The sequence below is a fragment of the Nocardiopsis sp. TSRI0078 genome (assembly GCF_001905145.1).
In the GTDB taxonomy this organism is placed as follows: domain Bacteria; phylum Actinomycetota; class Actinomycetes; order Streptosporangiales; family Streptosporangiaceae; genus Nocardiopsis.
Genome location: NZ_LWLB01000004.1, coordinates 98,855 through 123,198, shown reverse-complemented (window position 1 = coordinate 123,198; position 24,344 = coordinate 98,855). Strand labels below are relative to the sequence as shown.

The 24,344-nt window shown below is 70.1% G+C and carries 19 protein-coding genes; 14 read left to right on the top strand and 5 right to left on the bottom strand.

The features are described 5' to 3' along the window. Window positions 1-23 precede the first annotated feature (23 nt). The 5 genes from A6A08_RS06190 (at window position 24) to A6A08_RS06175 (ending at window position 6,284) form a co-directional block, all read left to right on the top strand. The gene (locus A6A08_RS06190; protein WP_242422135.1) at window positions 24-344 is read left to right on the top strand and encodes a hypothetical protein; all 321 of its coding nucleotides are present in this window, start codon (window positions 24-26) and stop codon (window positions 342-344) included. 37 nt (window positions 345-381) lie between these two features. Then, complete coding sequence (locus A6A08_RS27415; protein ID WP_143181681.1) at window positions 382-1,041, top strand: hypothetical protein; 660 nt, start codon at window positions 382-384, stop codon at window positions 1,039-1,041. Next, window positions 1,011-2,816: a hypothetical protein gene (locus A6A08_RS06185; RefSeq protein ID WP_143181680.1), complete on the top strand. Its 1,806-nt coding sequence runs from the start codon at window positions 1,011-1,013 to the stop codon at window positions 2,814-2,816. The genes A6A08_RS27415 and A6A08_RS06185 overlap by 31 nt, the downstream gene beginning before the upstream one ends. Window positions 2,817-2,881: 65 nt before the next feature. Next, window positions 2,882-4,024, top strand: a complete 1,143-nt coding sequence (locus tag A6A08_RS06180; RefSeq protein ID WP_143181679.1) for a hypothetical protein — start codon at window positions 2,882-2,884, stop codon at window positions 4,022-4,024. A gap of 685 nt (window positions 4,025-4,709) precedes the next feature. Next, the gene (locus A6A08_RS06175) at window positions 4,710-6,284 is read left to right on the top strand and encodes a carbohydrate-binding protein (protein WP_073701560.1); all 1,575 of its coding nucleotides are present in this window, start codon (window positions 4,710-4,712) and stop codon (window positions 6,282-6,284) included. 135 nt (window positions 6,285-6,419) lie between these two features. Here the strand turns inward: A6A08_RS06175 and A6A08_RS06170 are convergent, their stop codons facing one another. The 3 genes from A6A08_RS06170 to A6A08_RS06160 all read right to left on the bottom strand — a co-directional run bounded on the left by A6A08_RS06170 (window position 6,420) and on the right by A6A08_RS06160 (window position 9,964). Then, on the bottom strand, window positions 6,420-7,352 hold the full coding sequence (locus tag A6A08_RS06170) for a 5'-methylthioadenosine/S-adenosylhomocysteine nucleosidase (protein ID WP_073701559.1): 933 nt from the start codon (window positions 7,350-7,352) through the stop codon (window positions 6,420-6,422). After that, a complete protein-coding gene (locus A6A08_RS06165) occupies window positions 7,349-9,187 on the bottom strand; it encodes a hypothetical protein (protein WP_073701558.1) in 1,839 nt (612 codons plus the stop codon). The genes A6A08_RS06170 and A6A08_RS06165 overlap by 4 nt, the downstream gene beginning before the upstream one ends. Before the next feature lie 96 nt (window positions 9,188-9,283). Then, complete coding sequence (locus A6A08_RS06160; RefSeq protein ID WP_073701557.1) at window positions 9,284-9,964, bottom strand: hypothetical protein; 681 nt, start codon at window positions 9,962-9,964, stop codon at window positions 9,284-9,286. Between the two features lie 117 nt (window positions 9,965-10,081). Between A6A08_RS06160 and A6A08_RS06155 the strand changes: the two genes are divergently transcribed. The 3 genes from A6A08_RS06155 to A6A08_RS06145 all read left to right on the top strand — a co-directional run bounded on the left by A6A08_RS06155 (window position 10,082) and on the right by A6A08_RS06145 (window position 12,650). Then, window positions 10,082-10,858, top strand: coding sequence for an NUDIX domain-containing protein (locus tag A6A08_RS06155; protein ID WP_073701556.1), 777 nt, complete (start codon window positions 10,082-10,084; stop codon window positions 10,856-10,858). Between the two features lie 309 nt (window positions 10,859-11,167). Beyond that, window positions 11,168-11,623, top strand: a complete 456-nt coding sequence (locus tag A6A08_RS06150) for a DUF6098 family protein (protein WP_073701555.1) — start codon at window positions 11,168-11,170, stop codon at window positions 11,621-11,623. Window positions 11,624-11,681: 58 nt separating this feature from the next. Beyond that, window positions 11,682-12,650: a zinc-binding dehydrogenase gene (locus tag A6A08_RS06145; RefSeq protein WP_073701554.1), complete on the top strand. Its 969-nt coding sequence runs from the start codon at window positions 11,682-11,684 to the stop codon at window positions 12,648-12,650. Window positions 12,651-12,756: 106 nt separating this feature from the next. Here A6A08_RS06145 and A6A08_RS06140 read toward each other — a convergent pair whose 3' ends face one another. Together A6A08_RS06140 and A6A08_RS06135 are read right to left on the bottom strand one after the other, a co-directional pair. Further along, entirely contained in the window at window positions 12,757-14,874 is a 2,118-nt protein-coding gene (locus tag A6A08_RS06140) for a hypothetical protein (RefSeq protein WP_073701553.1), read from the bottom strand. A gap of 420 nt (window positions 14,875-15,294) precedes the next feature. Continuing rightward, window positions 15,295-16,563 (bottom strand): class I SAM-dependent methyltransferase, encoded by a 1,269-nt coding sequence (locus A6A08_RS06135; protein WP_073701552.1) that lies wholly within the window; start codon window positions 16,561-16,563, stop codon window positions 15,295-15,297. Window positions 16,564-16,916: 353 nt separating this feature from the next. Here A6A08_RS06135 and groES point away from each other — a divergent pair, with 353 nt between their 5' ends. From groES to A6A08_RS06105, 6 genes are all read left to right on the top strand, one after another. Beyond that, on the top strand, window positions 16,917-17,228 hold the full coding sequence (gene groES / locus A6A08_RS06130) for a co-chaperone GroES (RefSeq protein WP_073701551.1): 312 nt from the start codon (window positions 16,917-16,919) through the stop codon (window positions 17,226-17,228). Between the two features lie 117 nt (window positions 17,229-17,345). Further along, on the top strand, window positions 17,346-18,953 hold the full coding sequence (gene groL / locus A6A08_RS06125) for a chaperonin GroEL (RefSeq protein ID WP_073701550.1): 1,608 nt from the start codon (window positions 17,346-17,348) through the stop codon (window positions 18,951-18,953). A gap of 201 nt (window positions 18,954-19,154) precedes the next feature. Further along, window positions 19,155-19,796, top strand: a complete 642-nt coding sequence (locus A6A08_RS06120; protein ID WP_378701521.1) for a sigma-70 family RNA polymerase sigma factor — start codon at window positions 19,155-19,157, stop codon at window positions 19,794-19,796. Window positions 19,797-20,330: 534 nt separating this feature from the next. Continuing rightward, entirely contained in the window at window positions 20,331-21,821 is a 1,491-nt protein-coding gene (guaB, locus tag A6A08_RS06115; RefSeq protein WP_073701548.1) for an IMP dehydrogenase, read from the top strand. Window positions 21,822-22,136: 315 nt separating this feature from the next. After that, entirely contained in the window at window positions 22,137-23,243 is a 1,107-nt protein-coding gene (locus A6A08_RS06110; RefSeq protein WP_073701547.1) for a GuaB3 family IMP dehydrogenase-related protein, read from the top strand. A 181-nt stretch (window positions 23,244-23,424) separates the two neighbouring features. Continuing rightward, entirely contained in the window at window positions 23,425-24,294 is an 870-nt protein-coding gene (locus A6A08_RS06105; RefSeq protein WP_073701546.1) for a lytic transglycosylase domain-containing protein, read from the top strand. The last annotated feature ends 50 nt before the right edge of the window (window positions 24,295-24,344 follow it).

The following is a 24,344-nucleotide window of genomic DNA, read 5'->3' as shown; positions in this document are numbered from 1 at the left end:
AGAGGAAGGAAGTGGGTGACGCCATGTCGGACAGCACAGGTGTGAACGTTGACGACGCCTACGCGGGCGGAACGGCGTCGGCTGAAGCAGCAGCACGGCTCCGGGATCTGCCGACCGACTTCGAGGAAGCGGTCCAGGCCGCGAAAAGCGCGGCCAGCGGCGCTCCCGGTGTGACCGGTTGGAACACCTTCGGGACGGATCACGAGCATCACATGTTCGATGTCCGCGATCACGCGAGGACTCTCGCGGAGAACATCCAGGCAGGATCCTACGAGGCCGCTGTGACGGACCTGGAGTCGTCGGAAGAGTACAACATCCCCATCAACGGAGCCCAGTTCTACTGACTCCCCTTCCCCTGCAGCGTTCCCCGGGAGCCCGATTTTGTCTGCGCTCAGCTACACCGAATGTGACATCGACCGTGGTGCTGTCGCCTCCGCCAGAGAAACCTTCGCTGATCTCCACTCTCTGATCAGTGGCCGTTCCGGCGATTACAACACGATCACCACCCACGTGGGTTTCGAGTTCTCCGATCTGATCGGCGAAAGCCTCAGAAGCGCCGCGAACGAGAACCAGTTCGCCTGGAGCAGTTCGATGCTGGCCTGCGTCCATGCCTACGGCGTCCTCGACAAGATCAGTACCGACGTCAAGTGGTACGAGGACAAGATCGAGGAGATCAAGGAGAAGCTCTCCACGGCGCTTGCGAACTCGAGCGACCCGGAGAACCTCGCCGTCGTGAACTTCATCATCGACAGGCACAACCTCCAGGCCGAGGAGGCGTGGCAGGACCTGGAGACCAGGTGCGACGAGTCCCAGGAGATGCTGAAGGAGGGCCCCACCCCGGAGAACATCCGGGCCCTCGCAGATGGGGGCACTTCGGGGTCAACGAGAACATCGGGTTCTACACGACGGGGGACTTCGAGTACTACCACGTCGACGAGGGCCAGGCCGAGGTCATCGCCACCCATATCGGCGAAGCGGTCCTCAACGGCAACGAGGTCAGTATCGACGCGTTGGAGAACAACCCCGAGTACCTCGCGCTGATCTCCGCCGTGGTGTCGCGTGGGCTGCTGGCTCAGCGGAACGGCGAGAAGCTGCTGGGCGGAGAGGTCGAGTTCCTGGAGACCCTCTTCGGCGACCTCGGTGAGATCGATGGCGACAACCCGGGTTTCCTCCAGTTCATGGAGCAGGTGAACAGCAGCGAGCACGTCAGCGACTCGCTCCGGGAGGACATCAACCGACACCTCGCCAACTCGATGCTCATCCTCTCCGACGAGGACATCGGTGGCGGAGTCGGCCAGTTGCCGCAGGACGTGCGAGACGTTCTGGACGTCCCCGACTTCCCCGATGTCAACAGCCTCAACCACGACTCGGAACTTCCCGGCTTCATGAGTGCCCACAGCGACTGGGGCAAACCCTTCACGACGCTGAGTACGTTCCTCGACAGCGCCGGCCCCGGGGTTCGAGGCGGGACGGAGTTCTCGACCGCGCTCATGGGCACCGTCGCCTCCACCTTGGAGGTCCCCTACTTCGCCCCGGGCGAGCCTGGTGACGAGCAATTCCAGAAAGTCATCGAGATCGCTAGCCGCAACAACGAGGCCAACAACATCATCCTTACGGGTGAGGACTTCGAGGGGAACACCTACCAGCACCACGAGAGCCACGGGGACCTCACCCCGGAAAAGATCCTGGAAACCTTCTACGCCCATGACTGGGAGGGCGATGGTGCCGCGATCAGCGGTATCACCGACTGGATCGCAGAGTACAGGGCAAACGGAACTTCTGAGGAGCAAGAGCAAGCCGGGAACGCGGCCCACGCACTTATCGAAATTCTCACTGCGGAGGACGGTGAAGGTAACAATCCTTTCCGGGATACCGGAGAAAAGGGGGGTGGGGACTATCCACTCGCTGTTACCGAGGTTAATCCTAAACTTGCCGAAGGCCTGAGTTCAACCTACTTGTCTTATCTGGATGATTTCTCCATCGATACTGATGAGAGTGGATACAGGGAGGTGGGCGGTCAGCGTGGAGATCTCCATCTGTTCCACGAGAACGGCGATAAAGCCTTGTTGATTCCGCAGGATATGCAACAGGACTTTCTCCAACTCCTTGTTGCCAACGAAGATCTGTCACCGAACATCATAGCTTCCATCGAATCTCAGGAACGTAGGATCATCGAGGCGTTCCTGTCCCACCCGGACGTGGGTGACAACGTTGGTGGCCAGGCTGCCGCAGCTCTGCGGACCACCCTCGACGATGCGCTTATCCAGGAGTACGTCGACCGGGAGCAGACTGTCGAGGAGGCGCGGAAGTCCGCCAACAACCAATGGCAGGCGGGATACAATGTCTTCACGGCAGTCGCTGTCGGCCTGGGCGGAGACAAGGCCACTCCCGTGGGTATCGGCACGGAAGTGATTCTTAAGATCCTCGAGCAGCCCTTGAAGGACTATGTCGGGGACCTGGTCGAAGAGAACGTTGACTTCGAGTACATCGATGACCTCGACCAGCGGTTCATGACGAATGACGCTGAGATTCGTGACCATGCGAACCTCCAGTTGCTCGACGTCATGGTCGGTATGGACATGATTGATATGGAGGCTCTGGAAGAGGAAGGGCTCCTCATCGAGGAGCCCGACGGCACTATGAGGCTTCCCGCAACGACAGCGGATTGGGGTACCGGGGCCAGCGGTTACATGTCCTTTGTGGAAGAAGTCATCGCGGACACCGCTTCCGGCAACGATGGACGTGTGGACGCCTACGTCCGAAACTTTATGGAGCGCTACAGCCCGGATCTCTACGAGAACCGACTGGAGGACTGAGGATGAGTATGGGATCCAAGGAATCTCCGGGTTCTGGTCAGGGCTGGACGGGACACAAAATGCGCATGGTCACTGTTGCGGCTGCTGTGGTGCTCTTGGTGGCAGGGTGCACCACTTCGGACGCTACGGTGACCGACAAAGAAATCGCCGATGATGCGCGCGGGCCGTTCACCATGGACGAGGTGGCCGCTGTGGAGGAGTTCTTGGAGGACGACTCCCGAGGTCCCGTCAGCGGATTGGTGCCCACTGCTTCCGGCGTGCTGGCGCTGTTCGAGGATGGAGTGGCCTCGTTCGATGTGGACCCCGTGGCCGAGGCGTGGCATCTGGAGACGTCTGGTCCCGTACACGACGTATCCGTTGGGGTGAACGGAAAGAACGTCCTGTTGAGGCACGGAGCCGACCTTGGCCCCCTGCCCCGGAACCGAACCATGCTGCTGGACGTGAGCAACGGCAGGGTTATCGAATCCTCCACCGGCTGGGGCGAAACGGTGCCCGGAGAGACGCACCTGATGCGCGAGGTGTGGGTGACAGCCGAGTCAGAAGGCGTGCTGGTCGCCCGAAGCCTCGCCGACAGCGATGTGGTCTGGGAACGCGACCTGGCCGGGACGTGCTCCTCGGGGAGCGTGGACGACGTTGATCTCGCGTCCGCAGGGATCCAGTTGTTGGTGGCTTATGCGTGTGTGGAGGACGGTTCTTCTCACGCCGCGATGCTCGACGGCAATACGGGAGACCCCTTCTGGGAGGAGTCCTGGCAGGACGCATCTGCGCCTAGGGTCCATGCGGTTCACGAGCACACGGTTCCCGGAGGACCGGATGATCCGATCGCGCGGATGCTCAACGAAGGGCTGAGCGGCGGATTCCTGTTCGTCTACGGGAGTGAGGCCAACGGGGTGAAACCGTTTTTGCCCGAGCCCTGGCGTAGTGCCCCCGGGGTGGGTGACTACGCGGATGAACCCCTCCAGGACTTCGAGGAAGCACCACACGAGATCGTCCTGCATTCGTCTCCACGTGCACATATGCATGATCTTGTCCTGGTACAGGCTGCTCGGTGGCTGGCCGAGGATGAGAGTGTTCCCTTCTCCAAGGAGGACATCGACGACTCGCTGTTGATCGACGGTGAGCTCGTGCAGAACCCCGACCAGTGGAGGACCGGAGCGGATGGATACATCGGAGCTCTGGAGGACGAGTTGGCGGAGGCCTTCCCCTGATGCGGTGACCGGGACGACCTGCGGCGAAGCGGTGAAGGCGCGGACGTGGTCCATGCAGTGGGGAAGGGCTTTCCCTGGAGGGTTTGAGGATTCGGGCGCCTTGTCCGTGGAGGGCTTCCACGAGGGTCCTCTCGTGAGGAAGGACGGCTCCGTACGGCTGACCGGTGATCCCGTCCTACTTTCGGGCCGGCGCGCCCGGACTCTGTCGTCGGAGGTATCGGCCCAGGCAGAGGCATAGGAATGCCCCGCTTTCCCGGTGACCAAACGGTGGTGCGGACACTTGTGCCATTCCCTGAACGCGCTTGCGGGAGGTGCCGCCCCTCCAGCCCTTCCCGCCGGTTCCCGCCCCTGATGGTGCAGTGCGTTCCATCTGGGACGCCATTCCCCATAGCGAAGATTCCGAGCCCCCTCATCGCCCCTGACCACGTGTTTCCTCCTGCGCATAACACGCGTGGGAATCAGGCACAACCCCGTTGACTCCCTGTTGGCAAGCGTTTACCTTCCTCTCAAGAAAGCGCTTTCCAGTGCTGGGTGCCACATCCGGCGATCCGACCCGCGCATGCCCTCGGGCCGATCACGTCGTCGCACCCGGCGACCGCGACAGGAAGGGGTCAACCCCCCACGCCGCTCTCCCGGCGCCGACCGACCCCTTCACCCACCCCCCGACCCCACTCGGAGACGCACAATGCAACTGAGACCCGTCATGGCGTCCGTCAGCCTGCTGGCAGGCACGCTCGTCGCCCTGTCCGCCGGCGCGGCGCAGGCCGAGACCACCCGCTACGAGGCCGAGAGCTCCCCGGCGGTCTGTACCGGCACCATCGACTCCGACTGGTCCGGCTACTCCGGCAGCGGATTCTGCAACGGCACCAACCAGGACGGCGCCTACGCGCAGTTCGTCGTGAACGCCCCCGCTTCGGGCACGGCGACGCTGACGGTCCGCTTCGCCAACGGCACCGGCACCGCACGGCCCGCGGACGTCGAGGTGAACGGCTCGACGGTCACGTCGGCCTCGTTCGAGGGCACCGGCGCGTGGGACAGGTGGACGACGAAGGCGCTCACGGTGCCGCTGCGCTCGGGCGGCAACACCGTCCGGCTCGACCCCACCAGCGGCAACGGCCTGCCCAACATCGACCACCTCGACGTCGAGACGGACGGCGGCGACACCACGCCGCCGCCGTCGGACTCCACGCTGTACGTGGCGCCGGGCGGCAGCGCGGGCGCGGACGGGACGGAGTCGGACCCGACGACGCTCACCTCCGCGATCGACCGCATCACCCCCGGCGGGACGATCTACCTGCGCGGCGGGACCTACCGGTTCTCGGACACGGTCACCATCCCGCAGGGCAACGACGGCACCTCGGGCGACCGCACGGAGCTGTCCGCCTACCCGGGCGAGACCCCGGTGCTGAACTTCTCGGCCCAGAGCGAGGACTCCTCCAACCGCGGGCTCGCCGTGAACGGCGACCACTGGCACATCCACGGCGTCATCGTCGAGCACGCCGGAGACAACGGCATCTTCGTCGGCGGCAGCCACAACGTCATCGAGCGCACGGTGACGCGCTTCAACCGCGACACGGGGCTGCAGATCTCGCGGCGCTCCTCCAGCACCCCCGAAAGCGAGTGGCCGTCCCACAACCTCATCCTGAGCACGGAGTCGCACGACAACGCCGACTCCGACGGAGAGGACGCCGACGGCTTCGCCGCCAAGCTCACCTCCGGCCCTGGGAACGTCTTCCGCCACACCGTGGCCCACAACAACATCGACGACGGCTGGGACCTCTACACCAAGACCGAGACCGGTCCCATCGGCGCCGTGACCATCGAGCACTCCCTCGCCTACGAGAACGGCACCCTCAGTGACGGCTCCCAGGCGGGGAGCGGCGACCGCAACGGCTACAAGCTCGGCGGCGAGGACATCGGGGTCGACCACGTCATCAGGCACAACATCGCCTACGACAACGGCAAGCACGGGTTCACCTACAACAGGAACCTCGGCTCGATGACGGTCTCCGACAACGTCAGCATCGGCAACGAGGAGCGCAACTTCAACTTCGACGGCGGCTCCTCGGTGTTCCGGAACAACACCTCGTGCGACAGCGGGTCGACCGACAGGGCCATCGGCGACGCCGACGGCTCGAACCAGTTCTGGTCCGGCTCCAACGGGTCCCGGTGCTCCTCCTACGACGGTTCCCTGGGCTGGTCCTTCGCCTCGGACGGCCGGCTCGTCGTGACCTTCGGCGGCAGCCGGGTGACGCCGTAACCGGGCTCGGCGACCGGTTTCCCCGACCCGGGGTGCCGCCCCGACCGGCACCCCGGCCCGACCCCGCGATGACCCCGGCCGGCCCATTCGGACGAACCGGAGGGGCCGGCCGGTTCCACCACCCCTTCCCCGGGGTCACTCCCCGGGGCAGAACAGGTCCAGGAACTCACAGGCGAAGGCGGCCGCGTGCGCGGCGGCGATGGGCTGCCACAGGCCGTCGGAGCCCTCGGTCTTGTCACTGAGCATGTCCGAGACGCCCCGGACCACGAGGGCGTGGGTGCCGAAGGACAGGTAGGCGCCGCGCAGGAACCCGTAGCCCTCCATCTCCACCGCGAGCGCGTCCCCGCAGTAGCGCCGCAGGCGCTCGGCGGTGCGCGAGCGCTCGTGGCCCACGACCGTGCTGCCCGCCGCGATCGGCTTGACGAAGGCGCGGGGCGCGTCCGGCAGCGGACTGGACAGCGCCCGCCGCCGCCACTCGCCGCGTGCGGCCACCTCCCTGGCCCGCTGCACGGCGTCGTGGGAGGGGGCCGCGGTCTTGGCCCGGGGACGGAAGTCCTCCTCGCCGTCCTTGCCCGTCTCGTAGTCGTAGATCGCGTCGGCGACCACGACGTCGCCGAGGCGCACGTCCTTCTTGAGCCCGCCGGCGACCCCGACGAACAGGAGTACTCCGGGGTCGAAGGTCGTGAGCGCCCTCTCCACGTGGACGCCCGTGTCGACGTTGCCCGGACCGACCTCGGCCAGGGCGACCCGGCGGGTCCCGTGGGAGCCGAGCAGGGTGCCGGTGCGGAACAGCGTCCCGCGTGCGTTCACCTCACCGAACGGCTCGGACAGGTGCCTGTCCACCGCCGCGTACTCGGCGGCGAGCGCCGTGATCACCACCGCGTCCGCCACCGCGCCGCGCCCGCCCTGCGTGCGTTCCCGGAGGTCGGTGCGGGCGGCCGGGGGCGGTGCGGGTACGGAGGGGCTCCAGTTGAAGGTGGTTCCGGTGACGTTGGCGTTCGGGCCGGTGATGTTCTGCTGTCCCCCGAACACCTGGCTGTGGTGGCCGCCGCCCGTACCGCCGTTCACTTTCCCGTCCTCGCCCTCATGCCCGTGCCCTCGGCGCCGGGCATCCCGTGCCCCGGGGAGTCGAAGGTGGTTCCGGTGACGTTGGCGTTCGGGCCGGTGATGTTCTGCTGTCCCCCGAACACCTGGCTGTTGTAGCTGGTGTTGATGTTCTGGATGACGTGGGCGGCCTGTTCGGTGGCGTAGCCGGTCTCCTCGAGCACGTCCAGCACGCAGGACAGCACCCTCTCCTGGACACCCCTGGCGACACGGCGGACGTCGTGCGACTGGAACAGCTGATGGAGCCCGCGTGTGGCCGAGCGCTCCCGGACCCCCATTCGGGGGGAGTGGTCGAAGAACTCCCCGTGCTCCTGGGCCCAGTCGTACCTTCTGCGGTTCCTGTCGACGGCGTGCACGGACCGGAGCCAGGCCACGGCTTCGGCGGGGTTGGTCCGCAGGTCGTCCACGACGCCGAGAAAGGACTCCCAGAGCAGCTGCGGCATGTCCCCCGGCTCCATGTCCGTGGGAAGCGGGCCGGAGGGGATCCGGTAGGCGTGGGAGACCGGGGGCATGACCATGGTCTCGCCCTCGATGTGCAGCAGACCGCCCTGGACGGACAGCCGGACGAAGACCGTCACCACGACCTGGCCCTCCCACATGCCGATCCCGATCTCCAGGAAGTGCCGGGCCCGCTCGTGGAAGGCGCCGATGAGCCCGCTGACCCACTCCTCGCGCAGCGTCCGCCGGTCCGCGTCGACCAGCGCCGGGGCCAGGTCCGTTATCCCGTCCTGCCGCAGGCCGGGGAGGAAGACACAGTCGGCCACCTCGACCTCGTGCCGGGTGGCGCCCGGCGCTCCACCGGTGTCGGTGAGTCCGGGTATCTCCGTGCGCAGTTTGGCGTAGAGGTGCTCGACCAGGGCGGTACCGGTCATGGACGGGACCTTCTTGGCGGGGTCGTCACCGGGCTGTTCGCCCGGATCCGAGGAGGGGGCCGTCACCGTGGCCGCTTCTCCGTCCGGTCCTTCCGGTGTCCGGGGCCGGTCCTTGCCGGGAGGGAGGAGTTCGAGCGTCACCGGCCAGGAGCCGTAGTGCACACCGGCTCCCACGAAGGGCCTGGAGCCGTTGTAGAAGGCCACCGGCACGGTGCCGACACCGCTGCTCCTCCCAGGCCTCTCCGCGTGTTCCCGGATGGAGCCGAGCGTGCTGTTGGTCCTCGCCCGCACCCAGTAGCCGATGCCCACGGTGACGACGAGCAGTATCAGCAGGGCCGGGCCGAAGGAGAGCAGACTCCCCGCTTCGCCCTCACCCGTGCCCGGGGCGAAGCCGCTCGGTTGGCCATGCCCTCCGGTCCGGACCCCGTCCCCGGCTCCCATGAACGGTGTGTCCGGAAGGCCGAAGAGGTAGACCCAGGTGAAGCAGATGACGGCGGTGCCGACCAGCCAGGGGAGGACGTTCCCCCGGGCCCGACCGTCACCGCGTGTGGGACGGGGCCGCGCCCCGAGGCCCAGCAGGGCGGTCAGGAGGAGGGCGATGAGGGAGACGGTGAGGTTGAACGGCGCGAGGACGAGGGTGGCGCCGAGGAAGCAGGCCCCCGCGGCGGCCCGGACGTCGCGGGCCCTCCTGCACTCCTCGACGACCACGTCGGCCTCCAGGCCGGGTTCTCGGGCCGGGGCGCGGTGGGGATTCTCCACCCGTTCCCTGATCACGTCGGCACGGAAGGAGGCGTCCGTCCAGGCCGCGCAGCTCAGGAGCGAGGTGGCGTCGTGTACGTCGGGGGTTCCGGCCACCGTCTCGATACTGTGCGCGGTGACGGGAGGGACGGTGTCCTGTCCGTTCTGCTCGTCTTCTCGTGCGGTCACGGCAAGCTCCTTCGGACACCGGATCACGTGGAGGCGCCGGTGTCGGATGGCTGGGGGCGGGGGCGGGGGCGGGGGCGGGGGCGGGGGCGAGGGCCCTCAGGAATCCCGGGAGGGGGTGCCGTCCGGAACCCGTGCGGAGTCCCAGGCGGTGTCGAAGACGCGCAGGGCGAAGTCGTACAGCTCGCCCGATCGGTGCGCGACGATACACGGCGAGTGACGCCCGTGTTCGGCGCTTTGGTAGAGCGTGATGAAGGCGGTGTTGTCGGTGGCGACGATCCGGTACAGGTTCGGCAGGTCGTAGAAGCGGATCTCGGTGCTCTGCGCTCCCCTCACCGCCTCGCTCAGGTAGTGGAAGTTGGCGAGCACCTGCTCGGAGAGCAGGCCCGGACCGAAGCCGGGGTCGACGGAGGCCAGCTCCCTCTCCCTCCGTTCCAGCCAGGACTCCTCCGCGGCCGTGGGGGAGGGGTCGGGCAGGAGCACCCGGACGGAGTCCGGCGGCCGTCCTTCGCCGGTCCACAGCGGCGCGAAGCCGTCCCGGGTGAGCTCGTTGCCCCGCCCGACCATGACGCGGAGCCAGCGCGCCCGGCCGATCTCGTCGGAGAGCGCCGCCTTCGCGTCGTCCTGGTGCCGGTGGACCCGCCGGACTCCGAGTCCGCTGATCCCGGAGACCACCGCCAGGAGCCACCAGCGGGCCCGGTGGGACAGCAGCCATCCGAGCCCGAGGGCCGCGCCCGTCGCCACCAGTGAGCTGGCGACCCCGAGTATGAACTCCGTCAAGGCGTACTCCCCGCGTGCGTTCCTGTGGGTCCGTGGCATCCCGAAGACTTTTCTAGTCGAACTGACCATAATGGAGGCGCTGGTTATGGTCAAGTCGACTTTTAGTAGGTTGAGGGGATGAACACCGCAGTAGCGCCCGAGATGCCCCGGTTTCCGGTCTCCGTGACGGTCGACCTCGTCATCTTCACCGTCCGCGACGACGCCCTCCAGGTGCTCCTGGTCGAACGCGGCAAGGAGCCCTTCCTCGGCCGCAGCGCGCTGCCGGGCGGGTACGTGCGACCGGACGAGAGCCTGGACGGGGCCGCCCTGCGCGAGCTGCGCGAGGAGACCGGGCTGGACGGGCGCACGCTGCACCTGGCGCAGCTGGGGGCCTACGGCGACCCGGGCCGCGACCCCCGGGGGCGGGTCATCACCGTGGCCTACCTGGCGCTGGGGCCGGACCTGCCCGTCCCCGCCGCGGGGACCGACGCGGCCGACGCCGTGTGGGTGCCGGTCGACAGGGCGCTCGACCCGGGTTTCGGCCTCTCCTTCGACCACGGGCGGATTCTGGCCGACGCGGTCGAGAGCGCGCGGTCTCGGCTGGAGTACACCACCGTGGCCGTGAGCTTTTGCCGGGAGCCCTTCACCATCAGCGACCTGCGCAGGGTCTACGAGGTGATCTGGGGAATCGCCCTGGACCCCAGCAACTTCCGCCGCAAGGTCACCAGGACGGCGGGGTTCGTGGAGCCCACGGGCGAGCGGCGCGTCGCCGAGGCGGGACGCCCCGCCGCCCTGTACCGGTTCGGCGGCGCCCGGGAGCTGTACCCGCCGCTCCTGCGCTCCGGTGACGTCGCCGGCCGGACCCGCGGGGCCGGGCCCGGGCACGCGGCGCCGGACGACCGGGACAGCGTGTAGCGGGGGAGCCGTGGACGTGACGGATGCGCATCAGAAGGTTCCGAGCTCGTTGATCTTGTATTCATAGCGAGTTTGGGCGCCCGAACTCGCTATAAGCACAAGATCAACGCAGGCCAGGCCCCTCGCTTCGCACCAGCAACGTTTCCGGCCCATCCAAAGCCGGCACCTACTGGCGGACGCTCTCAGTACCAGTCACGCTGGACAGCACCTCACGCTGGACAGCACCGCCCCGGGGCGCCGGACGCGGCGGATCCGGCCGGCGCCGGGCACCGGGGGTGTCCTTCGGGCCCGGTCGGGTAGTCGGGCCGTATGGACGCGACCTCTCGGCGCGACGGCGCGCGGACACCCCTGCCGACCGTCACCGGCCTGGCCGAACTGGCGGAGCTCGTCTCCGGACGGGACCGCCTCTACCTGCGCTACTCCGACGGACCCGACCAGGACCGCAACTCGGTGAGCAAGGACTACGAGAGCGGGCTCGAACTCCCCGGGCTCTCGGTCACCGTCCTGACTCCCGAACCCTGGTGGACCCGCCCGACGGAGGACTGGCTCGCCCGCCAGGTCCGCCAGTACGCCTCGCTCGTGGAGGAGGACCCGCAGCGGTGCGGGTGGGTGCTCCAGGGGCGCACCGTCGCCCACGGCCCGGACCACGAACCGCTCCTGGACGACGTCCGGCCGGTCGCCTACCTCTCCGAGGACGTGATGGAGGAGGCGCTGGACAGGTACAGGCGGCGCTTCGAGGCGGGGCGGGGGCCCACGGACCCGTAGGGAACCGGGCCCGGCCGGGGGTGGAACCGGATTCGGTCTCCGTGGTTGGCTTCGGGGTATGTTCGCTATCACCGCAGCACGCATCGCACCCGAGGACCCCGTCTCCGGCCTGGAGGCGGGCGAGCGCCCCGACCCCGGGCCCCGCGAGGGGTGGACCACGGTCGACGTCAGGGCGGCCTCCCTCAACCACCACGACCTGTGGAGCCTGCGCGGCGTCGGGCTCGGTGAGGAGCGCCTGCCCATGGTCCTGGGCTGCGACGCCTCCGGAGTGGACGAGGACGGCAACGAGGTCATCGTGCACGGGGTCGTCGGGGACCCCTCCGCCGGGGGCGGCGACGAGACCCGCGACCCCCGCCGTTCGCTGCTCTCGGAGGTCCACGACGGCACCTTCGCGGAGAAGGTGCTCGTGCCGCGCGGCAACCTGGTGCCCAAGCCCGCGGAGCTGAGCTTCGAGGAGGCCGCCTGCCTGCCCACCGCGTGGCTCACCGCCTACAGCATGCTCTTCGGCAAGGCCGGCCTGCGGCCCGGTTCCACGGTGCTGGTGCAGGGGGCCGGGGGAGGCGTGGCGGCGGCGCTCATCCGCCTGGCGGCGCAGGTCGGGCACCGCGTCTACGCCACCAGCCGCAGCGAGGAGAAGCGGAGCAGGGCACTGTCCCTGGGCGCCCACGCGGCGCTGCCCACGGGTGAACGGCTGCCGGAGAGGGTGGACGCGGTCTTCGACTCGGTCGGCCAGGCCACCTGGGCGCACTCGCTGCGCTCCCTCAAGCCGGGCGGCGCCGTGATCACCTGCGGCGCCACCAGCGGGGACGCGCCCCCGGCCGAGCTCAACCGGGTGTTCTTCCTCCAGCTGCGGGTCATCGGCTCCACCATGGGCACCAAGCAGGAGCTGGACGCCCTGGCCCGGATGTGCGTCCGCACGGGCGTGCGGCCCGAGATCGACCGGGTGCTGCCGCTGGCACGGGCGAAGGAGGGCTTCCAGGCCATGGCCGACGGCGAGCACTTCGGCAAGATCGTCTTCACGGTCTGAGGCCTCGGGCCTTCGGACACGCGAGGGGGCCGGGACACCGCGCGGTGTCCCGGCCCCCTCACGCGCTTCTCCGTGCCCGCCCGGCGGTCACCGGGCGGACGGCGGCCTACTCGTCGTCCTCGTCATCATCGTGGCGGCGCTTCTTCTTGCCGTCCCGGCCCGGGCGCAGCAGCGCCTCCGCCAGGGCCAGCACGGTCTCCTCCAGGGAGGTGAACCGCTTGGTGATGTCGTCGTGGGAGTTCTCGACCGCCTCGGTGACGGTCTCCTCCAGCTCGTGCCGGTCCGGGCGCTGCTTGAGCTCGCGCAGCACCGGCGTCACGGACGAGGTGACGTGCTCGTCGATCTCCTCCAGCTTGCCGGTGTGGTCCAGCTGGGGCCGGTCCACCAGCTCGGCCAGGCGGCGGTGCAGCTCGCTGACCTCCATGGTCTGCGGCAGCTGGTTGAGCCGCTGGTTGAGCGCCTCCAGCCGGTCGTCGAGCGCCTCCATGCGGCCGTCCACGCCCTCGAAGTGCCCGCTGACGCCCTCGAACTGGCCCTCGACGCCGTTGACCCGGCCGTCGAGGCCGTCCAGGCGGCCGTTGACACCGTCGATGCGGCCGTCGATGCGGTCGATCTTGCCCTCGACGCTCTCGAAGCTCCCCTCGAAGTGGCCCTCGAAGGTGTCGAAGCGGTCGGTGAGGCGGCCCAGCTCGTGGTCCACCTTGCCGGTGATCTGCGACAGGTGGTTGTCGACCTTGCCCGTGAGCGCCTCGCGCTGGCGCTCCAGCCGCTCGTCCAGGGCCGTCCGGTGCGCCTCCACCTGCTCGGTGAGCGTCTCGGTGAGCGCCTGCGAGCGCTCCTCGGACTCCGTGGCGAGCTTGTCGCCGCTCTCCCGGACGAACTCCCGCAGCTCGGCGAAGTCGGAGGTGACGCGCTCGGCGTCCTCGGTGATCCGGGTGCCCAGGGCGTCGGTGCGCTCGGTCAGCGCCTCGCGCAGCTGCTCGGAGGTGGCCTCGGCGTGCTCGCGGATCTCGGTGCGGCCCAGCTCCATCTGCTCGTTGAGCTCGGTCAGGCGCTGGCGCAGGTGGGTGCGCAGCTCGGTGAGCGACGACTCGTGCTTCTCCCGCAGCTTGGCGAGAGAACCGGTGACGTCGGCGACGGCCGCGGTGGTCTCGGCGTTGTTCTCCTCGGCCTGGGTGCTGAGGTAGCCGACGCTCTCGGTGAGCTTGGCGGCGAGGGCCTCGTGGCGCTCACCGGAGGCGGTGGCCAGGGCGGTCAGCTCCTCGGCCAGGGCGGTGGTGCGCTCGCCCAGCTCACCGGTGTTCTCCTGCAGGCGGGACAGCAGGGTCTCGTGCTGCTCGGCGGTGCGCTCCTCGAAGGAGGCGCGCAGCCGCTCGGTGCGCTCCTCGACGAGCGTGCGCAGCTCGGAGGAGGACTCCTCCAGCCTTGCGGTGACGGACTCCTCCAGCCGGGTCTGGGCCGAGGTGAGGGCCTCGCGGCTCTCCTCGACGGCGGAGGCGAGGCTCTCGCGGCCGGCGGCGACGGCCTCGGCGAGCTCGGTGCGGCCCTCGGACAGGGCCTGCGAGATCTCCGTCCTCCCGTCGGCCAGGGCCTCGGCCAGCTCGGTGCGGCTCTCGGCCAGACCGCTGGTGAGGGCCTCGTGGCGGCTGTCGGAGGCCTCCGACAGCGCCGACAGCGACGCCTCGACGGCCTCGGTCCTGGCGGTGAGGGAGGCGAGCGCGGTGTCGAGGGCGTCCAGGCGCTCACCGAAGGCGTCGCTCAGCCCGTTGAGGCGCTCCCCGAGCTCGGTGACCTGCTCGGCGGTGCGGGTCCCGGTCTCGGCCATCCGCTGGAGGCGGGTGAGCGCGGTGTCCAGGTGCCCGGCGACGCGGTTGGTGTCGGCACGCAGGGACGGCAGGTCCGAGAGGGGCTTGACCTGCTGTCCGACGACCTCTATGTGCTCGGCCAGGGTCTCGGCCCATTCCGGCGGACGGGCCAGGAAGTCGTCGACGCGGCTGTTGACCGTGGCGACCGACTCGGAGAGGGCGGTGAGTTCGCGCTCGCGCAGTTCGCGGAGCAGCCATTCCATGCCTTCGAGGCGCTGGCGCATCTCCTCGCTGACGGCGCCCTGCGACTTCTGGTCGGAGACGTGCTCCTGAGCGGCCTGGGAGAGCAGGTCGCGCATCCGGTCGGAGATCCCGGCCTGGCCTCCCCCGTTGAGGAAGTTGTGATTGGTCTGTTCCACCGAGGTGCTCCTTATTTTTCTGGCGCTCCCGTGCCTGTCCGGGGGGAAAGGACGGTGGTTCCGGACGGGGCGGGTTCTCGATGGTCCCCGGGCGGGCGGCGCTCCCGCGTCAATACTGCCTCGTCGTAATTAGAGTGTGACTGTGTGTATACACAAGAGGCGAGGTCCATGTTCCGATCGAGCCGCGGGGGCGGATCAAACAACCATGGCCTTCCGGGTGAATCCATGAGAAGGGAAAGAATTCAGCGGTCGCCAGTTTAACGACACCGGCCGCTCCCTCCCCGGGGAGCGGCCAAAGATCTGGGTTCCGGAGGTAACGATCTGACCCTTCTCCGTGACCCGGTGACGTGGAACACGGTCCCCGTCCCGTGAACGGTCCCGCGCCGCCTCGCGCGCGGACCCCCGTCCCGCGCACGCCCCTCAGCCTCGGGAGGGCTCCCCGACCTCGCGGCACAGCAGGCAGAAGGGCCGCTCGCCGATCCGGGTGAGCACGACCGTCACCGACTCCGGACCGGACGCCCGAAGGTCCCGGCGCAGCTTCTCGGTGTCCACCGCCGAGCCCCGCTTCTTGACCGTCACCGTCCCGGCATTCAACTTCCGCACCGCTGAACGCAGTCGTTTCAGGGAGAACGGCAGCACCTCCAGGACCTCCAGCACCCGCCACAGGGGTGAGACGGCCGGCGTGTCCGCCGTGAAGTAGGCGATCCGCTCGTCCAGCAGGGCGCCGTCCACCCGGGCCGCCGCCTCGGCCACCAGGTGCGAGCGCACCACGGCCGGGTCCGGGTCGTACAGGTAGCGCCGGGCCGGGGCCACCGGGGCCGGGCCCAGGCCGGGCTCGGCGTCCAGGTGCGCCGCCGCGCCCTCGCGCGCCAGCAGGCCCTCCCGCTCGTGCAGGACCGTCGCCCGGCGCCGCGGTCCCTCCGCCAGCGCGCCGAACCACAGGGCCGTCTCCTTCAGCTCCCCGTCCACCGAGATCCACTCGGCCGCCGCCTCCTCGGGCAGCGCCTCGTGCGGGATGCCCGGCGCCGCCTTGAGGCACGCCGCGCCCGCGGCGGCGGCCAGCCCGACCGCCGTGTCCCAGGGCGGGGAGTAGGCGGCCGGATCGAACACCCGGCCGCGCCCGCCCCGCCGCGCGGGGTCGCAGAACAGCAGCGGGTACCGGCCGGGGGCGGTCCCGGCGGCGTCGCCCTCGCGGACCCGGGCCGGGCCGGACGGCCCGAGGGCCTCGATGTTGGCGCGCGCCACGGCCGCCGTCAGGGGGTCGGCGTCCACGCCCTCCACCGGAACACCGCGCTCGGCCAGCGCCAGCAGGTCCGCGCCGACCCCGCAGCACAGGTCGCCCGCGGCGGCGCCGTCCAGGACGTCGGGGGCCACCCGCGCCATCCGCTCCGCGCGGTGGTCGGCCACCACCCGGCGGGTGGACTGCTCCAGGCCGTCGGGGGTGAAGAACATCCGCTCCGCGCGGTCGCCGAACTTGGACCGGCCGCGCTCGCGCAGCAACACCTGGGTCAGGAGCGCGTTTACCAGCTCCGACACGGGTAGACCGGGGTCGAGAGCGGCCACGCGGGGATCGGCGCGCAGCCGGGAGGCCGCGGCCAGGCGGTCACGGGCGGCGGCCTTCGGGTCGATCCCCGCCAGCACCTCCCGGCCCGCGCCGGTGAGCAGTGCCTCGAAGGCGGGCACGCGCATGGGTTCCCCCCAGACGTCGAAGAGCGGTCGGCGAACGAGTGTCCCCGGCGGGCCGGTCCGGACCGGCCCGGCCCTCTCCGGCCCCCGCGGGCGGTCCGGCCGAAGCCCCCGGCCGAAGCTCCGCCGGGTCCGGGCGCCCCGCCACCGACCGACCCGGGCGGGGCCGGGGCCCTGGCGGGGGGTCACGGTCACATTTCCATTCTGGCACTCTCGGGGGTAGAGTGCTAATCGCGACGAGGCCGGTCTGGCACCCGCGACGACAGGCCGCCGTGGTCGCCCCTTTTTCGTAGCCGGTCCGTGCACCAGTGCGGACCAAGACAGGACACCGAAACTCTGAAGGGGGAGGTCACACCGTGTCGACCGCCACCAAGACCGTGCTGAAGCCGTTGGAGGACCGCGTCGTGGTCCAGACGCTGGAGGCCGAGCAGACCACCGCTTCCGGTCTGGTCATCCCGGACACCGCCAAGGAGAAGCCCCAGGAGGGCAAGGTCCTGGCCGTGGGCCCCGGCCGCTGGGACGACGAGGGTGACAAGCGCATCCCGCTGGACGTGAACGTCGGCGACGTCGTCCTCTACAGCAAGTACGGCGGCACCGAGGTCAAGTACGACGGCGAGGAGTACCTGGTCCTCTCTGCCCGCGACATCCTCGCGGTCGTCGAGAAGTAGGTCCCGACGGGGTCCGGCGGCGCCGGGCTCGGAGGACATCCGCATCCCGCACCGGTCGGCACATCGCCGGGCGGGCGGGATGCCCGTTTTTTGACCAGCCGAAGAGGAAGCATCCCTATGCCGAAGATCCTGGAGTTCGAGGACGACGCCCGCCGCGCCCTCGAACGGGGCGTCGACCGCCTCGCCAACGCCGTCAAGGTGACGCTGGGCCCGCGCGGCCGCAACGTCGTCATCGACAAGAAGTTCGGTGCCCCCACCATCACGAACGACGGCGTGACCGTCGCCCGTGAGATCGAGCTGGACGACCCCTACGAGAACCTGGGCGCCCAGCTGGTCAAGGAGGTCGCCACCAAGACCAACGACGCCGCCGGTGACGGCACCACCACCGCGACCGTCCTCGCGCAGGCCCTCGTGCGCGAGGGGATCCGCAGCGTGGCCGCCGGCGCCTCCCCGATGGCCATGAAGAAGGGCATCGACGCCGCCGCGAGCCGGGTGTCGGAGATCCTTCTGGAGCGCGCCCGCCCCGTGGAGGAGCGCGAGGACATCGCCTACGTCGCCACCAACTCCGCCCAGGACGCCCAGATCGGCGACATGATCGCCGAGGCGTTCGACAAGGTCGGCAAGGACGGCGTCATCACGGTGGAGGAGGCCCCGACCTTCGGTCTGGACCTGGACTTCACCGAGGGCATGCAGTTCGACAAGGGCTACATCTCGCCCTACTTCGTCACCGACGGCGACCGCCAGGAGGCGGTGCTGGAGGACGCGCTGATCCTGATCCACCAGGGCAAGATCAGCAACCTCAACGACCTGCTGCCCCTGCTGGAGAAGGTCCTCCAGAACAACAAGAAGCCGCTGCTCATCATCGCCGAGGACATCGAGGGCGACGCCCTGGGCGCCCTGGTGCTGAACAAGATCCGCGGCACGCTCGACGTCGCCGCGGTCAAGGCGCCCGGCTTCGGCGAGCGCCGCAAGGCCATGCTCCAGGACATCGCCGTCCTCACCGGCGGCCAGGTCATCGCCGAGGAGGTCGGCCTGACCCTGGAGAACGCCGACGTCAACACGCTCGGCAGCGCCCGCCGCATCACCGTCACCAAGGACACCACCACCATCGTGGACGGTGCCGGTGAGCAGTCCGAGGTCGAGGACCGCGTCCGCCAGATCCGCAAGGAGATCGAGGCGAGCGACTCCGACTGGGACCGCGAGAAGCTCCAGGAGCGCCTGGCCAAGCTCGCGGGCGGCGTGTCCGTCCTGCGCGTGGGCGCGGCCACCGAGGTGGAGCTCAAGGAGAAGAAGCACCGCCTGGAGGACGCCATCTCGGCGACCCGCGCGGCCATCGAGGAGGGTATCGTCGCCGGCGGCGGCGCCTCCCTGGTGCACGCCTCGACCGCTCTGGGCGACCTCGGTCTGACCGGCGACGAGGCCACCGGTGTGGCGATCGTCCGCCGCGCCCTGGTCGAGCCCGCCCGCTGGATCGCCGAGAACGCGGGCGCCGAGGGCTACGTGGTCACCCACCGCGTGTCGGAGATGGAGGTCGGCCACGGCTACAACGCCGCGACCGGCACCTACGGCGACCTGACCGCCGAGGGCATCATCGACCCGGTCAAGGTCTCCCGCTCCGCCGTCCAGAACGCCGCATCCATCGCGGGCATGCTGCTGACCACCGAGGCGCTGGTCGCGGACAAGCCCGAGGAGGACGAGGACGAGGGCCACGGCCACAGCCACTAGTACCGGCTGCGGCACCCGGGTCCGGTGGGATCCGGTTCGGGGGGCGGGGCACGAGCGTGTCCCGCCCCCGCGCACTACCACGGGGGTCCCACGTTTCACCCGGGCACACGTGGCGTTTTCGGGCGAATTTCCCAAAACGTGACCATTCCGTAGTTGTCGATCTGAGTGGTTGGGTCCTGTGGTGGGGGCATCATTCGTAACGTGACGGATGCAGGCGCCCGGGGGGGCGTTACCGCGCAGCGGCCAGGAACGCACGGGGAGGCGGACCCCGCTACGCGCGACACGGGGTTGAACCATCTGGGGTCCCTCGCGGTCCGAGGGGACGACGGGGCCATGGACTCGCTGCTGCGCGAGGTCCGCCCCATGGTGGTCAGGTACTGCCGTGCCCGCCTCGCGCGGGTCTCGGGACTGGCCCACTACTCCGACGACGTGGCCCAGGAGGTGTGTATCGCCCTGCTCTCGGCGATACCGCGCTACCAGGACCGCGGCCGCCCGTTCGCGGCCTTCGTGTTCGGGATCGCGGCCCACAAGGTGGCCGACACCCTGCGCGTGGCCGGCAGGGTGGAGGTGGTGCCCACCGACTCCGTGCCCGAGCGGCCGGACGAGGGGCCGGGACCGGAGGAGTCGGCGGTGCGGGTCATCGAGGCCCAGCGCGCCAGGGAGCTTCTCGACGAACTGCCCGAGCAGCAGCGGAAGCTGCTGGTCATGAGGGTGATCGCAGGACTTACAGCGGATGAGACGGGACATGTCCTTGGAATGTCGGCAGGAGCGGTACGGGTTGCCCAGCACCGAGCTATTGCTCGGCTTCGGCAGGTGGCCGTGGCGAACCGCCTCCTCCCCTGAGCACGGCGGACGCCCCCGGGCCGGCCGCCGCCCGTGTCCCCACCGCCCCCGGGTGCGCGGGTACTGCCGCGCCCTGGGCCCGACGGCGCGCCGCTCCTCCTGGCACTAGCACCGTGACCGCGGGGGTTCGCCGGGCCGGTCCCGTCCGGCGTGGTCCTGTACCTGGGGCGGGTTCGGGCCCCCAGCCTCGCCACAAGTACAAGACCACCGAGCGTGGAACCTCCTGCTCCACACCGGCGACGTCCACGGCCAGTCCGTCGGCACCCGCGGCCGGAGCGCGTGAATCGCGCGCTCCGACGGGAAGAGTTCCGACATCTTGGGAAGAACCGGACACCGTGTGCCCGTTGAGGGGGTAGGACCCCTCGCGGGGCCGCCACCAAGGGCGTCGGCCAAACCGTGATACTGGTCACTTTCGTGCCGGGGTGACGGGTCGAACAGCCCGTTCCACCGGGGGCGCACGGGACCACGTCCTAGGATGAGACGACACGCGGGGGCGAGACCGCGCAGGTGTGCCGGCGAAGCGGAGGTTGTGTCATGGCTCAGGAGTACAGCGAATACGGGGACAAGGTGCTGCCGCCGGGGTTGACCTACGACGACGTGCTCCTCGTACCGGCCTACTCCGACCTCCAGCCCGGCGAGGTGGACACCACCACCCGCCTGTCCCGCAACATCACCCTGAGCATCCCGCTGCTGTCCGCCGCGATGGACACCGTCACCGAGGCGCGCATGGCCGTGGCCATGGCCCGCCAGGGCGGCGCGGGCGTGCTGCACCGCAACCTCTCCGCCGAGGACCAGGCCAGCCAGATCGACCTGGTCAAACGCTCCGAGGCGGGCATGGTCACCGACCCGGTCACCTGCAAGCCCGAGGACACCCTCGCCGAGGTCGAGCGCCTGTGCGCCCACTACCGGATCTCCGGCGTCCCCGTCACCGACGGCTCCGGCGTCCTGGTCGGCATCGTCACCAACCGGGACATGCGCTTCGAGAGCGACCGCGGCCGCCTGGTCCGCGACGTCATGACCACCGAGAACCTGGTCACCGCCCCCGTCGGCGTCAGCCGCGACCAGGCCTTCGAGCTCCTGCGCAGCCACAAGGTCGAGAAGCTGCCCCTGGTCGACGGCCAGAACCGCCTGCGCGGCCTGATCACCGTCAAGGACTTCATCAAGAGCGAGCAGTTCCCCAACGCCACCAAGGACGCCGACGGCCGCCTCGTCGTCGGCGGCGCCGTGGGGGTGGGCACCGAGGCCGAGGAGCGCGCCAAGCTGCTCGTGGACGCCGGTGTCGACTTCATCGTCGTGGACACCGCCCACGGCCACTCCGCCGGGCTCGCCGACATGATCGCCAAGCTCAAGGCCAACTCCCGCGCCGACATCGTCGCGGGCAACGTCGCCACCCGCGCCGGGGCGCAGCTGCTCATCGACGCCGGAGCCGACGCCGTCAAGGTCGGCGTGGGCCCGGGCTCCATCTGCACCACCCGCGTCGTGGCCGGCGTGGGCGCCCCGCAGCTCACGGCCATCCTGGAGGCCGCCAAGGCCTGCGGCCCGGCCGGCGTGCCGCTCATCGCCGACGGCGGGCTCCAGTACTCCGGGGAGATCGCCAAGGCCATCGCCGCCGGTGCCAGCACGGTGATGCTCGGCAGCCTCCTGGCCGGCGTGGAGGAGAGCCCCGGCGAGCTGATCTTCATCAACGGCAAGCAGTTCAAGGCCTACCGCGGGATGGGCTCGCTCGGCGCCATGCGCGGCCGCTCCTTCTCCAAGGACCGCTACGCGCAGGCCGAGGTCTCCTCCGAGGACAAGCTGGTCCCCGAGGGCATCGAGGGCCAGGTCCCCTTCCGCGGCCCGCTCCAGGCGGTCGCCCACCAGCTCGTCGGCGGCCTCCACCAGTCCATGTGGTACGCCGGTACCCGCACCGTGGCCGATCTGCGCGAGCGCGGTCAGCTGATGCGCATCACCAGTGCCGGGCTGCGCGAGAGCCACCCGCACGACATCAAGATGACCGTCGAGGCGCCCAACTACAACGCGCGCTGACCGCGGGCGGCACCGGCCGCCGCCGATCCGCCACCGCGGGCCGCACGGGAGGGTTCCCGTGCGGCCCGCGGCGCCTTGCTCCGCCGCTCCTCCCCGCTTCCGCCGGGGTGGGGGAGCCGGGCATGGAAAGCGCTTGCCTATCGGTGGGGCGGACGGGGCGCGCCGGTCCGGACCTCTCCGCCGACCCGGCCCCGGGGCCGGGTCCGCACAGACGGGGACGGCCCCCCGCGACGTGTCGATAGACTCTCGGCGGCAGGAACGCGCCGGTAGACCATCCGGTGACGCACGTCAGAGGGGATCGAAACGTTGGCTCAGGTGGAGATCGGGCTGGGCAAGAACGGGCGCCGCGCCTATGAGCTCGACGAGATCGGGATCGTGCCTGCCCGGCGGACGCGGGACCCGGAGGAGGTGTCCATCGCCTGGCAGATCGACGCCTACCGGTTCGAGACGCCGCTGGTGGTCAGCCCCATGGACAGTGTGGCCTCCCCCAAGACGGTCGTGGCCGTGGGCGAGCAGGGCGGCCTCGGCGTGCTCGACCTCGAAGGGCTCTGGACCCGCTACGAGGACCCGGAGCCGCTGCTCCAGGAGATCCGCGAACTCGACGACGTCGCCGCCACGAAGCGGCTCCAGGAGATCTACGCGGCGCCCATCCAGGAGGAGCTGATCGGCCGCCGCATCGAGGAGATCCGGGACGCGGGCCTGGTCACCGCCGCGCGGCTGTCGCCGCAGCGCACCGCCCAGTACCACAAGGCGGTCGTCGACGCGGGCGTGGACATCTTCGTGATCCGCGGCACCACGGTCTCGGCCGAGCACGTCTCCGGCCGCGCCGAACCGCTCAACCTCAAGCAGTTCATCTACGACCTGGACGTACCGGTCGTGGTCGGCGGCTGCGCCACCTACACCGCCGCCCTGCACCTGATGCGCACCGGCGCCGCCGGTGTGCTGGTCGGCTTCGGCGGCGGCTCGGGGCACACCACCCGCTCCGTGCTGGGCGTGGCCGTGCCGATGGCCAGCGCCGTCGGCGACGTGGCCGCGGCCCGCCGCGACTACCTGGACGAGTCCGGCGGCCGCTACGTGCACGTCATCGCCGACGGCGGCATGACCGGCAGCGGCGACATCGCCAAGGCGCTGGCCTGCGGCGCCGACGCCGTCATGGTGGGCTCCCCGCTGGCGCGCGCCGTCGAGGCGCCCGGCGGCGGCTACCACTGGGGCAGCGAGGCCCACCACGGCGAGCTGCCGCGCGGCGAGCGGGTCCGGGTGGGCACGATCGGCGACCTGAAGTCGATCCTGCACGGCCCCGCCTCCACCAGCGACGGCTCCATGAACCTCATGGGAGCCCTGCGCCGCACGATGGCCACCTCCGGCTACACCGACCTCAAGGAGTTCCAGCGGGTCGAGGTCGTGGTCAACCCGCACCACTAGGACACGCGTTCGACCAGGGGTCGCGCCGGCGGGTGCCGGTGCGACCCCTCGCGCGTGCCCGGAACCCGCGCACGTACACGGTTCCTGTGCCGGGGGGGAGGTGGAACCCACCGTCGCCGGTCGCGTACTTTGGTTGCGGCGTGATCCGGGATTGACGTTCTCTTGACGATGTGGGGGGCCTATGGGTGAGCGGCGTGCGTCCGGTGCCGAGGGGCGCCGGAGTCGTGGCCCGGTGGTCGCCGTCTGCGTGACGCTGACGGTGTGCCTGCTGCTGACCGGGGGAGTGCTCTTCCTGGTCAACCGGGTCTCCAGCGCGTTCAACGAGTGGTCCCCGCCCGGGGCCTCCGACGTCGAGCCGCCCGGGGGCACGATCCAGACACCGCCCCACGACGAGCTCACCGGTCCGCCGGAGCGCTCGGAGGTCTCCCCCGTGGAGGAGGAGCCGGAAGGGACCGGGCGGACGGGCGCCGACGAGCGCCCCGTCCCCGCGGCCTCGCGCCCCAGCGCCGCGTGGCTCGACCGGGTGTCGGAGTCGACCGGCATCCCGCGCCGGGCCCTGGAGGGGTACGCCAGCGCCCAGCTGGTGCTGGCCCGGGAACTGCCCGACTGCCGGCTGTCCTGGCCCACCCTGGCCGGGATCGGGTACGTGGAGTCGCACCACGGCACCTACGCCGGGGGAGAGATCGGCCCGGACGGCGCCACGACCGTCGACATCGTCGGCATCCCGCTGGACGGCACGAACCGGACGCGGGCCATCCCGGACACCGACGGCGGCCGGTACGACGGCGACGCGGAGTGGGACCGGGCGATCGGCCCGATGCAGTTCATCCCCGACACGTGGGAGCAGTGGGGCGACTCGCTCTCCGGCGGGGACCCCGACCCGCACAACATCGACGACGCCGCCCTCACGGCGGGGCGGTACCTGTGCGGGGACGGCCGCGACCTGGCGACCGCAGCGGACTGGGAGTCCGCGATCCTGACGTACAACCGCTCCGGCGCCTACGTCGCCGACGTCCTGGCCTACGCGCACGCCTACGCCGACGCGTCCTGACGGGAACGGCCCTCGCGCGAGACACCGGCGTGCGGGGCCGGTCCCGCACG

Coding starts and splice junctions, on each gene's coding strand:
- A6A08_RS06190 (WP_242422135.1), top strand. CDS start 24: ATGTCGGACAGCACAGGTGTGAACGTTGACGACGCCTACGCGGGCGGA.
- A6A08_RS06180 (WP_143181679.1), top strand. CDS start 2,882: ATGGTCACTGTTGCGGCTGCTGTGGTGCTCTTGGTGGCAGGGTGCACC.
- A6A08_RS06175 (WP_073701560.1), top strand. CDS start 4,710: ATGCAACTGAGACCCGTCATGGCGTCCGTCAGCCTGCTGGCAGGCACG.
- A6A08_RS06155 (WP_073701556.1), top strand. CDS start 10,082: ATGAACACCGCAGTAGCGCCCGAGATGCCCCGGTTTCCGGTCTCCGTG.
- A6A08_RS06150 (WP_073701555.1), top strand. CDS start 11,168: ATGGACGCGACCTCTCGGCGCGACGGCGCGCGGACACCCCTGCCGACC.
- A6A08_RS06145 (WP_073701554.1), top strand. CDS start 11,682: ATGTTCGCTATCACCGCAGCACGCATCGCACCCGAGGACCCCGTCTCC.
- A6A08_RS06135 (WP_073701552.1), bottom strand. CDS start 16,563: ATGCGCGTGCCCGCCTTCGAGGCACTGCTCACCGGCGCGGGCCGGGAG.
- groL (WP_073701550.1), top strand. CDS start 17,346: ATGCCGAAGATCCTGGAGTTCGAGGACGACGCCCGCCGCGCCCTCGAA.
- guaB (WP_073701548.1), top strand. CDS start 20,331: ATGGCTCAGGAGTACAGCGAATACGGGGACAAGGTGCTGCCGCCGGGG.
- A6A08_RS06105 (WP_073701546.1), top strand. CDS start 23,425: ATGGGTGAGCGGCGTGCGTCCGGTGCCGAGGGGCGCCGGAGTCGTGGC.